8 protein-coding genes are annotated in these 10068 nt (G+C 41.1%); 5 read left to right on the forward strand and 3 right to left on the reverse strand.

Annotation, left to right across the window (positions count from 1 at the left end; translation table 11 throughout):
* Window positions 1-69: 69 nt before the first annotated feature.
* Window positions 70-1830 (reverse strand): 30S ribosomal protein S12 methylthiotransferase accessory factor YcaO, encoded by a 1761-nt coding sequence (gene ycaO / locus GQR46_RS10860; RefSeq protein ID WP_165729338.1) that lies wholly within the window; start codon window positions 1828-1830, stop codon window positions 70-72.
* Between the two features lie 156 nt (window positions 1831-1986).
* Here ycaO and GQR46_RS10865 point away from each other — a divergent pair, with 156 nt between their 5' ends.
* The 4 genes from GQR46_RS10865 to GQR46_RS10880 all read left to right on the forward strand — a co-directional run bounded on the left by GQR46_RS10865 (window position 1987) and on the right by GQR46_RS10880 (window position 7150).
* The gene (locus GQR46_RS10865) at window positions 1987-4272 is read left to right on the forward strand and encodes a penicillin acylase family protein (protein ID WP_165740959.1); all 2286 of its coding nucleotides are present in this window, start codon (window positions 1987-1989) and stop codon (window positions 4270-4272) included.
* 80 nt (window positions 4273-4352) lie between these two features.
* Window positions 4353-5201, forward strand: coding sequence for an MBL fold metallo-hydrolase (locus GQR46_RS10870; RefSeq protein WP_165740960.1), 849 nt, complete (start codon window positions 4353-4355; stop codon window positions 5199-5201).
* A 99-nt stretch (window positions 5202-5300) separates the two neighbouring features.
* On the forward strand, window positions 5301-6833 hold the full coding sequence (locus GQR46_RS10875) for a bifunctional GNAT family N-acetyltransferase/carbon-nitrogen hydrolase family protein (protein WP_010554553.1): 1533 nt from the start codon (window positions 5301-5303) through the stop codon (window positions 6831-6833).
* Window positions 6833-7150: a multidrug efflux SMR transporter gene (locus GQR46_RS10880; protein WP_165729335.1), complete on the forward strand. Its 318-nt coding sequence runs from the start codon at window positions 6833-6835 to the stop codon at window positions 7148-7150. Before GQR46_RS10875 ends, GQR46_RS10880 begins: the two co-directional genes overlap by 1 nt.
* Before the next feature lie 67 nt (window positions 7151-7217).
* Here the strand turns inward: GQR46_RS10880 and GQR46_RS10885 are convergent, their stop codons facing one another.
* Window positions 7218-8105, reverse strand: a complete 888-nt coding sequence (locus tag GQR46_RS10885; protein WP_197119572.1) for a DMT family transporter — start codon at window positions 8103-8105, stop codon at window positions 7218-7220.
* Window positions 8106-8335: 230 nt separating this feature from the next.
* On the opposite strand from GQR46_RS10885, the gene GQR46_RS10890 reads away from it, so the two are divergent.
* Entirely contained in the window at window positions 8336-8719 is a 384-nt protein-coding gene (locus GQR46_RS10890) for an MAPEG family protein (protein WP_024592624.1), read from the forward strand.
* Window positions 8720-8793: 74 nt separating this feature from the next.
* Here the strand turns inward: GQR46_RS10890 and GQR46_RS10895 are convergent, their stop codons facing one another.
* The gene (locus GQR46_RS10895; RefSeq protein ID WP_165740961.1) at window positions 8794-10002 is read right to left on the reverse strand and encodes a M56 family metallopeptidase; all 1209 of its coding nucleotides are present in this window, start codon (window positions 10000-10002) and stop codon (window positions 8794-8796) included.
* Between the last annotated feature and the right edge of the window lie 66 nt (window positions 10003-10068).

Genomic DNA, 10068 nt, shown 5'->3' on the forward strand with positions numbered 1-10068 from the left:
TATGACATAAATGAAAACGGCGCATTAACAAATGCGCCGTTTATTTTTTATAATTAGTAGTTTAGCGAGTTACGAATCGCTAACTTCACGTGCCCAATGATTTTGCTTTGCTACGTGTAGCTTGCGGTAACCATCAAGTAGTGCCGCATGCTTTTTAAAGCCTTCAAGCGATAAACCTGGAAAAGTTAAACCGTTAAACTGCTTTTTACCTTCGGCAATTTCAATAGCCAGCGCTACATTATTAGCACCAAACATTAAGCCTAATGCATCTTGGTAATCAGCGTATTCGCGCTCGTCATCGTATTTAATTTCAAGAATCGCTTTTAAACAGCGGAAGTGGCGCATTGCATCTTCGTTTACTTGGCCTGTATGAAGTATCCAGTCAACCCAATCAATGGCTTCTTCGCTACCTGCGGCTAAACATAAGTGCGCTTTAAGTTCACCTATACGCAGTGTGTGCCATGGTGTGTCGGCATCGGTTGCTAAACCAATAAATTCTGCGGCGCGGATAATATCGCTATGACCTGCTTCTTCTAGGCTGTCGTAAATTTCCATCCATTGCTCTGCATCGTACTGATCAAGCGATAGGAATGCTTCGCGAAATTTTGCGCCTTCGTTGTTGTTGCGCCAAATAAGCTCATCAACTGGATAAATATCTGACATGCCCGGTACTAAAATACGACATGCGTATACGTTTAGGTGCGTATAATCCATGATGTATATATCGTGATCCATGCTGTGAATCAGGTCAGTACAGAAGTTATATTCTTGCTCTGTTGTGCCGCTAAAGTCCCAGTGTACAAATTCAAAGTCAGGTTTTGCACGGAAGAAATCATGCGAAATCAAACCGCTTGAATCAATAAAGTGCAGTTCAATGTTCTCTGGTGTTGCTACTTCATCGTTATCAAATGTTGCAGGTTGGAATACATCTAGTTGATCTAAACGACGACCTTGTAGTAATTCGGTAACGGTACGCTCAAGCGCTACTTCAAATGAAGGATGAGCACCAAAAGAGGCAAATACAGAACCATCTGTTGGGTTAATAAGCGTTACGCTCATTACTGGGTAAATCCCCCCAAGTGATGCATCGGCAATACGCAGATGAAAACCATGGCTGCGAAGTTCTTCACAGGCTTCGTGAATTTGAGGGTATTGCTTAACAACGTCTTCAGGCACGATTGGTAAACAAATACCTTCGGCGATTATGCGGTTTTTAATAGCGCGTTCAAATACTTCTGATAAACCTTGTACGCGAGCTTCAAATTTAGTGTTACCTGCGCTCATACCGTTAGATACAAAAATATTACCAATAACGTTTACTGGAATGTATACGTTTTGGTTATCGCGTTGGCGCGTGTATGGCAGGGTACAAATACCACGGTCATCGTTACCTGAGTTAAAATCAAAAAGGTGTGATGCGTTAAGTTCGCGCTCTGGGTCAAAGTAATTCCATAAGCTTTCATCCATAATGCCTTGCGGTACTTCATCGCCTTCAACTTTAAACCATTTTTCGGTTGGGTAATGAGTAAACTCGCCATTGGCAAATTCTTCACCTAGATAAAAGTCTGCAAAAAAGTAGTTACAGCTTAAACGCTCAAAGTATTCACCGAGTGCTGAGGCAATAGATGCTTTGTCGGTAGCGCCTTTACCATTGGTAAACATAACACCGCAGTCACTGTCTTTTATATGAACCGAATAACAGTTAGCTACAGGGTTAAGCCAAAGCGCTTCTTCAACATTAATGTGTAGGGCTTCAAGCTTGTTTTGCATGGTAGAGATTGACGATTCTAGGTCGCGGTCTTTACCTTTGATAAATGTTTTTTCAGTCATATTGATCTCAACTAGTTCTGCACGATGTGTGGAGCTGACATTATCGTGGATTTTGATGTTTATTTCACCCTTTGCGAGCAAGAACATTATTATTTAATAAAACTGTGGTTATTATATGTCCTTAACGCTTGGTCAAAACGTGCAAAGGAAAGGTTGATGTTTAAAGTAATCAAACGCTTGTTATTATTAATTGTGATTTTAGGGCTGGCAAGTACCGCCGTTGTTTATGGTGTACTTAGTTTAAGTTTACCTGCCCTTGATGGAAACGGACGTAGTAACGCGGTAGTAGAGCCCGTAAAAATTTCGCGCGATGCACTAGGGCAAGCAGTGATAAATGCAAATAGCCGAAACGACGTTGCCTATGGTTTAGGTTATGCGCATGGGCAAGACCGATTTTTTCAAATGGATTTACTAAGACGTAATGCCGCAGGCGAGCTAAGTGAGTTATTTGGCGAAGCCGCGTTGGGGCTCGATAAAAAGATGCGTTTTCATCAATTACGTAAACGCAGCCAAATTATTTTGCAAACGCTGCCTGAGACCGATAAGCAATTACTTAAAAGTTACGCTCAAGGTGTAAACGAAGGTTTAGCGCAAGTAGGGTATTCAAGCTTTGAATATTTACTAACAGGTGCACCACAAAAGCCATGGCAAAGTGAAGACAGCCTACTTGTGATATTTAGCATGTACCTTGATTTGCAAAGCGCCACATTTGAACGCGACCAAGCACTCATTCAAATTGAGCAAGCGTACACAAAGCAAATGGTTGATTTTTTAACGCAACCAAGTAAGTACCAAGCCGCGCTTGATGGCAGTAAATTAGCGCCTTATAGCGGCGGCATACCTACTTTGCCAACTCAAACACAGCATACAGTTAAAAGTATTGAAGCCAACCAAGAGCGCGGCAGTAATAACTGGGCTGTTACAGGAGCGTTGACTAAAACAGGCGCTGGTATGGTGTCGGATGATATGCATTTATCGATGGCAGTGCCTGCAATTTGGTACAGAGCCCAGCTAAATTATATACAAAATGGAAAACCTGCTCAGGTAACTGGTGTATCGCTGCCCGGAGCGCCGGCAATTGTTGTTGGCACTAACAATAATATTGCATGGGGGTTTACTAACGGCTATTTAGATACAGCCGATTGGATTGCATTAAACGATGATAGTAAAACATGGCAAGTAGATGAACCTATTGCATTACCCGATGGGGAGGTTGAAAACTATTCATTACTACTCAGCGAATACGGACCTGTAAAATACATTAACGAAAAACCTTATGCATTGAGCTGGGCTGCACATCAGCCTTACGCCGTTAATATGCAACTATTAAAGTTAGAGCAAGCCAAAACAGTAGATGATGCACTTGCTGTAGCAAGCGATGTAGGAATACCTGTGCAAAACCTAATGGTGGTAGATAGCCAAGGTAACGCAGCGTGGAAAAACATGGGCGGTATACCGGCTCGTAAAACGCCTAGCGAACTTGGCGTAAATGCCGATGACTACTCAGTGCTTTGGCAGCAAAATGAATTACAACGCCCGTTTATTAAAAACCCAAAAAGTGGGCGATTATGGACTGGTAACTCTCGCGTGGTATCGGCTGAGGATAACGCTCGTTTTGGCAATGGTGGCTATGCTCTCGGTGCACGTTCGAGTCAAATTCGCGATAGATTATTTGAAAAACAAACATTTGCTGAGAGTGATTTTTACGCACTACAGCTCGATAATCAAGCTCGCTTTTTAATGCCTTGGCATGCTCTGCTATTAAAGCAATTAAAAGCCGATCAAACTAAAAATCAGCAATATATAACAGCGCTCGAAAATTGGCAGCAATGTGCGTGTTCAACCTCCATAGGGTATACCTTAGTTAAGCGCTACCGCGATGAAGTGATTAATATTTTATTTAGTAATATTGAAAGCCAATTAAATCAACAGCAAGGCACGCTTAAATACGTAAAACGAGATTTAGAGCCCGCAGTGTGGCAGCTTATTAACAACAAACCCGATACGTGGATAAACCCACAATTTAAGAGCTGGGATGCACAATTACACGGTGCATTTAACCAAACTATTACTAAGCTTACTGAGCAGTTTGGCAATAACGTGCAAAGCTGGCAGTGGGGCAAGGTCAATGAGTTAGTGATAGAGCACCCGTTTGCAAAGCAAATGCCGTTACTTGCTAAGTTATTAAATATGCCTACAGCAGCGGGTTTTGGTGATAGCTACATGCCCGCCGTACAAGGGCGTAGTTTTGGTGCATCGCAGCGCTTTATTGCACAACCTGGGCATTTAGAACATGCAATTTTAGCTATTCCGGGTGGGCAATCGGGGCATCCGTTATCTGAATTTTATAGAGCGGGGTTTAGTGATTACGTAGAAGGTAAACATACACCTTTATTGCCGCAAACACTTATACATCAAATAGTCATAAGTCCTGTTAAATAACGTTTAAGTGATCAGTGAGTGAGCTTAAATAGTGATAAAAACGTTCTATATAATTACTAATAAAACAGCAGAGAACTAAAATGAAAAAAATACTACCCGCATTAATAACAAGTTTATTACTAAGTACAGCAGCGCAAGCAGACGAGGGTCCAGTAACAGCGCAAAAGCTAAGTGAGCATGTATACGTACTATTTGGGCAAGGCGGTAATATTGCAGCGAGTGTAGGCGATGATGGCATTTATATTATTGATGATCAGTTTGCTAAGCTATCAGACGATATTAAAAAAACTATTAGCGATTTAAAGCCAGGCAGTGCAGAGTTTGTTATTAATACGCATCATCATGGCGATCATACTGGTGGCAACGAAAACTTTGCTAAAGCGGGTGCGCACGTTATAGCACACGACAATGTACACAAACGTCTAGAAGAGCAGCACGGGGAAGGGTCAGACTTTTTACCGCGCATTAGTTTTGGTCACGATTTAAAACTACATTTTAATAACGAACACGCCCATGTAGTGCATTACGAACATGCACATACCGATGGCGATTCAGTTATCTTTTTTAGTAACGACAACATAGTGCACATGGGCGACATTTACTTTAATTTTGGCAGCTTACCGTTTGTTGATGTAGATAGCGGCGGTAGCGTTGATGGTATTTTAGCGGCAGTAGACGATGTAGTTAAACAAATTGACGACAATACTAAAGTAATACCAGGACACGGTAAGGTAAGTGACCGTTCAGGACTGATAGCGTATGGTAAGCTAGTTCAAAATGCGAAAGATGTGATGTTAAAAGCAATGCAAAATAATGCAAGCTTAGAGCAAGTACTTAAAGCCGATCCATTGGCAGAACTTGGTCTTGAATACGCAGGCTGGTTACCAAAAGAGAAAGTAACCACACTCTTTTATCGCAGTTTAAAGTAGTACATCTAAAGTAAAAAACATGATACAAAGCTGAGTGTATTCTTGATTTAATCGAGCGTACATTCGGCTTTTATTTTCTTATGCCTAAAGGAGTTGTGTATGTCGGCAGAAAAAACCCATCTTGAAATTTGTAACTTAACCAGAGAGCAATATCCGCAAATTAAAACCTTGATGGATCAAGCGTATCCCGACTTAGGTGGTGCGTGGCCAAGTCATACCATTTTTAGATTAATAGACCAATTTCCTGAAGGGCAAATCGGTATTGTAGATGACGGCGTGCTGGTGGGCTTAGCGCTGAGCGTACAAGTTGATTACACACGTTTTTCAAACCCGCATACCTACGAAGACATTGCAGATGGTCATGACCGTGTATTTAGCGATACCGACGGCGATGCGCTATACGGCTTAGATGTAGCAATAAGCGAAACTCACAGAGGCATGCGCTTAGGTCGTCGCCTTTATGATGCCCGTAAAGAACTGTGCCGCCAATATAACCTACGCGCTATTTTAGCGGGTGGTCGTATTCCGCGTTATTACAATCACAGTAGTGAAATGACGCCAATGGAATACATTGCAAAAGTAGATCAGAGAGAGCTATACGATCCTATTTTAAGCTTTCAGTTATCTAACGATTTTCAGGTAAAGCGTTTACTTAAAAAGTACCTACCGGAGGATCAAGAGTCAGTTGGTTACGCCACTTTGCTTGAGTGGAATAACATTATGTATGAACCAACCGACACGGTACTCGAGTCAACTAAATCAATTGTGCGCGTAGGTGCTGTGCAATGGCAAATGCGTTGTGTTGAATCGGTTGAAGAAATGCTAAAGCAGGTTGAATACTTTGTAGATACCGTATCTGACTACAAAAGTGACTTTATACTATTCCCTGAGTTTTTTAACGCGCCATTAATGGGTTTAGGAAATCAAAGCAACCAAACGGAAGCGATTCGTTATTTAGCCGAATATACCGAAACGTTTAAAAACGCGATGTCGCGTATGGCAATAGAATACAACGCCAATATTATTACCGGCTCTATGCCGCTTGCCGAAGATGATAAAATTTATAACGTGAGTTATTTATGTCACCGCAGCGGTAAAATAGATGAGCAGCGTAAAATACACATTACCCCGCATGAGCAAAACGATTGGGTTATTCAAGGCGGCGACAAAATTGCTGTATTTGAAACCGATGCCGGGCGTGTAGGTATTCAAATTTGTTACGACGTAGAGTTTCCTGAGCTTTCACGCATATTAGCTAAGCAAGGGCTCGATATTTTGTTTGTACCATTTTGGACAGATACTAAAAATAGTTATTTACGTGTACGCCACTGTGCACAAGCACGCGCAATAGAGAACGAATGTTATGTAGTTATTGCAGGCTCGGTAGGTAATTTACCACAAGTAGAAAGCCTTGATGTGCAGTACTCACAATCGGCAGTGTTAACGCCATCGGACTTTTCGTTCCCGCACGATGCAACACTTAACGAAGCCACGCCAAATACAGAAATGCTGTTATTTAGCGACCTTGATATGGATAAACTAAAAATTCTTCATAGCGAAGGTACAGTGCGTAACTTAAAAGATCGCCGCGAAGATTTATACGAAGTCATTTTGAAAAAGAGAGATGTTTAATGGCGTGGATTTATTTGGTTATTGCCGGTTTACTTGAAATTGGCTGGCCGATAGGTTTAAAAATATCGCAAAACTCAGATACTCGCTGGCAGGGTATTGCAATAGCGGTGGCTTTTTTAGTCGCTAGTGGCTTTATGTTGTGGCTTGCCCAAAAGCAAATATCGATGGGTACGTCATACGCAGTGTGGACCGGTATTGGCGCTGCAGGTACGTTTGTAGTGGGTATATTGTTTTATAACGATGCCGCTACATTTGGTCGTATTGCGGGTGTACTGATGATTATTAGTGGTGTGATAACGCTAAAAATAAGCTCTTAATTAATAATTCAAATAAACGCTTAATTATGAATAGCGCAGGTATAAAAGCCTGCGCTTTTTTATGCTCTTAACTTGGCAACATGACCAAAACAGCGGCGATGGCGATGAGTATTAAGCCTGCAGTATCTTGTTTTTTAAGTGGCTGTTTTAACCAAAGTACGGCAATTAGCATGGTAAAAAACACTTCAACCTGTCCAAGTGTTTTAACGTAAGCAACGTGCTGTAAGCTCATTGCACTAAACCAGCCAATAGAACCGACACAACTAAAAACACTAATTGCGGCTGTAGTGCTTTTGTATTGCCACAGTTTACTGAGTGTTTGCGGCTCTTTTAATAATAAATAGCCAAGTAATATTAGCGTTTGTAGACTAATTACAAACAGTAAAACCCAAGCGGCAGAGTGTGGAAATAGTAACCCCGAATTTAAACTCGCTTCACGTACCCACAGTGATGTAAGCGCAAAGCAAGTACCACATGCAAGCCCCAACAAAGCCGTTTTAGCATTAAAGGTTTTTACACTGGTTATGCCACTAAGTAGCAATACGGCAATAGCGCCAAAAAATACACCAAGCCAACCAAGTAAAGAAAGTGCTGAGCCAAAAAATAATACACCTAAAATGGCAGCCACTAACGCCTCGCTTTTAGCAAGACCAGCCCCTACAGCGTAGTTATTCATTTTAAATAACTTAACCATTAAACCAGTGGCGAGTATTTGCATAACGCTTGCGCCAATAATAAATCCCCAAAAGGCATTATTAAACGTAGGCATGGCGGTATCTTGATATTGATACAAACCATATAAATACACCGCCGCAATAGGCCCCGCAATAATAAAGCGGGAGAGGGTTACGCCAGCAACACTGACATTACTACTTAATTTACTTTGCAGGGCATTACGCCATGCTTGCATGAAGGCGGCTAAAAAAGTGAAAAATATCCAGGTCATGGTCGTCATCGTTAAAATGTAAGGCAGTAAAGTTAACAAGCTTTGTGAAGTAAAGCGATGCATTAACTATGATGTTGAATATTCATCATCTGCGACATTATGTCGCATGGGTTTGAGGATATATTTAGCTATAGTAAGCCTGATGTTATTGTTAGCCGCCAGCGTTTGTCATAAAACGTATCTGGCGGCTTTTTTATTGCGCTTATGCTAAATTATCCGAAACATCAAAAGGATAAATTATGACAACATTAGTTGTATGTGCATTACTTGCGGTATTAATGCCTTACTTTGCAAAAGTGCCGGTTGCTATAGCAATGGCAAAATTAGGTCGATACGACAATAAACATCCAAGAGCGCAACAAAAAAAATTAACCGGCTTTGGTGCTCGGGCGCTCGCTGCTCATCAAAACTGTTTTGAATCGCTCGCTGTTTTTGCTGTCGCTATTGCAGTTGTACTGGGCACTAACTCTGTAGGTGCAGTGACCGAAACGCTAGCGGTTACGCATATTGTGTCGCGTATTTTGTATTGCGTTTTTTACTATATGAACCTAGATATAATTCGCTCATTAGTGTGGTTTATTGGTTTGGGTACAGCCATATCCATGATTGTGGTGAGCTTATAACTTTATGGCGTAAAACCACAAAGCAAGCAGCCTAAAAGGGCGCTTGCTTTGTAGTCTTGAAAAATCTAATAAAGTTAGTGCGATACTTTAATTCGCTCTATTAAATCGGTATTAGCAACTTCATTGTTTATTGCAAAATCGAGCTGTACAAGTACGTTTTGATAACCCATTGATGAGGGTTTGTATTGCCACTGTCTTAGCGCCTTTTTAGCTTCACGGTCAAATATGGCTTCAGGCTTTGCACTAACAACAGAAACATTAGCGGTTTCACCATTGGGAGTTATATCGTACTTTAATACCACTGAGCCGCTGATGCCTTGTTGAGCTGCTTGTATTGGATAAAGGGGTTCAATACGCATTGTCGGTGAAATGTGATCCTCTTTAGTCATTGCCTCTGGTTGCTTTGCAATCGCTAATCCACTTAGCATACTTGCGGCTACAAGTAATAAGCCACCTTTAGCAAGCTTTGAACGCTCCCCACTGTGTTTTATATTAGTTAGTCGTTGTAACATGGTTTTTTTATCTCCGTAGTGTGAATAAGCCATAAGTCCTGTGGGCGCATTTGCCGCGCAGTTTATTAAGGCTTTGCTATATAAAATATGTTGTTGTGTGGTTTTATTGCTAAGTACCCGTTCATCACAAGTCAGCTCTTGTAGTCGGCGCATGCTTGCGTAACAAAACCAAGCTAGTGGGTTAAACCAAAGTAAAATAGTAGGTAGTAACATAAGTGCGTTTGTTAGGTTGTCTTTGCGTTTTATGTGTACGTTTTCGTGCTCTAAAATAAGCGCTAATGTGGCTTTATCAAACTGGGTATTGTAGTTACTCGGTAACACCAGCTTGCTGTTTAAAATACCGACCACCATTGGCGTGGCTACATGTTGGCTGGTATAAGTTTTAACATCAGCGGTAAGAGTGCCTTCAAATTGTGTTAACTCAGTTAACTGCAGGCTTTTAACAAAACGGGTATGTGTAATAAAACTAGCTATTAATAACCCTGCGGTAATAAGTACATACATGAGCGCCCAGCTAATACCCATTTCATGTGTAAAAGGCTGGTTAGGGGTGATTAAGTAATGGCTAATATTGCTATTTTGCAGTGGTTTAATCGCATTTGGTAAATTAGCAATCACCAATGCCGCAGGTAATAGCCATGCTAATTTATATACAAACCGCGAGCCAAGGGCTTTTAAACCAAATCGCTCGAGTAAAATAAATCCACAAAACAAAATGCTTAATAGTAATTGCTGCTCAATCAACCAATTAAAACCAGTTTGAATAACCATGTTAATCCCTTACTTTTGGTTTTTTTCCCAGTCATCTATAACTTTTTTAAGCTCGTTTATATCTTG

The organism is Pseudoalteromonas sp. Z1A6 (genome assembly GCF_011378745.1).
Taxonomy (GTDB): domain Bacteria; phylum Pseudomonadota; class Gammaproteobacteria; order Enterobacterales; family Alteromonadaceae; genus Pseudoalteromonas; species Pseudoalteromonas arctica.

What these genes read in the sequence shown, in the direction of transcription:
- GQR46_RS10895 (WP_165740961.1), bottom strand. Translation starts at nt 10,002, where the DNA reads ATGGTTATTCAAACTGGTTTTAATTGGTTGATTGAGCAGCAATTACTA.
- GQR46_RS10880 (WP_165729335.1), top strand. Translation starts at nt 6,833, where the DNA reads ATGGCGTGGATTTATTTGGTTATTGCCGGTTTACTTGAAATTGGCTGG.
- GQR46_RS10890 (WP_024592624.1), top strand. Translation starts at nt 8,336, where the DNA reads ATGACAACATTAGTTGTATGTGCATTACTTGCGGTATTAATGCCTTAC.
- ycaO (WP_165729338.1), bottom strand. Translation starts at nt 1,830, where the DNA reads ATGACTGAAAAAACATTTATCAAAGGTAAAGACCGCGACCTAGAATCG.
- GQR46_RS10870 (WP_165740960.1), top strand. Translation starts at nt 4,353, where the DNA reads ATGAAAAAAATACTACCCGCATTAATAACAAGTTTATTACTAAGTACA.
- GQR46_RS10875 (WP_010554553.1), top strand. Translation starts at nt 5,301, where the DNA reads ATGTCGGCAGAAAAAACCCATCTTGAAATTTGTAACTTAACCAGAGAG.
- GQR46_RS10865 (WP_165740959.1), top strand. Translation starts at nt 1,987, where the DNA reads ATGTTTAAAGTAATCAAACGCTTGTTATTATTAATTGTGATTTTAGGG.
- GQR46_RS10885 (WP_197119572.1), bottom strand. Translation starts at nt 8,105, where the DNA reads ATGACGACCATGACCTGGATATTTTTCACTTTTTTAGCCGCCTTCATG.